Annotated in this window: 1 protein-coding gene; it reads right to left on the bottom strand. The window is 58.9% G+C overall.

The window, feature by feature from the left end; genetic code table 11:
• Nucleotides 1-241, bottom strand: a 241-nt coding sequence (locus J5M56_RS26375; RefSeq protein WP_207938234.1) for an amino acid permease, incomplete at both ends; no start/stop codon positions are given.

Below are 241 nucleotides of genomic sequence, written 5' to 3'. Positions count from 1 at the left end.
GCTTCCTTGATGCCGCGCAGTACCAGAAAATGCACGGCCCACAGCAGCACCGATGCAGCGATGATGGCCGCGGGGGTGTTACCTTCGCCGAAGATCGGGAAGAAGTAGCCCAAAGTGCTGAACAGCAGCACGAAGTAGCCGACATTGCCCATCCAGGCACTGATCCAGTACCCCCATGCCGAGGAAAACCCCATGTACTCGCCGAAGCCAGCTTTGGCGTAGGCATAGACTCCCGAGTCCA

This window comes from Pseudomonas sp. 51_B, assembly GCF_017491595.1.
In the GTDB taxonomy this organism is placed as follows: Bacteria; Pseudomonadota; Gammaproteobacteria; order Pseudomonadales; family Pseudomonadaceae; genus Aquipseudomonas; species Aquipseudomonas promysalinigenes.
Note: the sequence above shows the minus strand (reverse complement) of the source record. Positions and strands in the feature narration are given on the sequence as shown.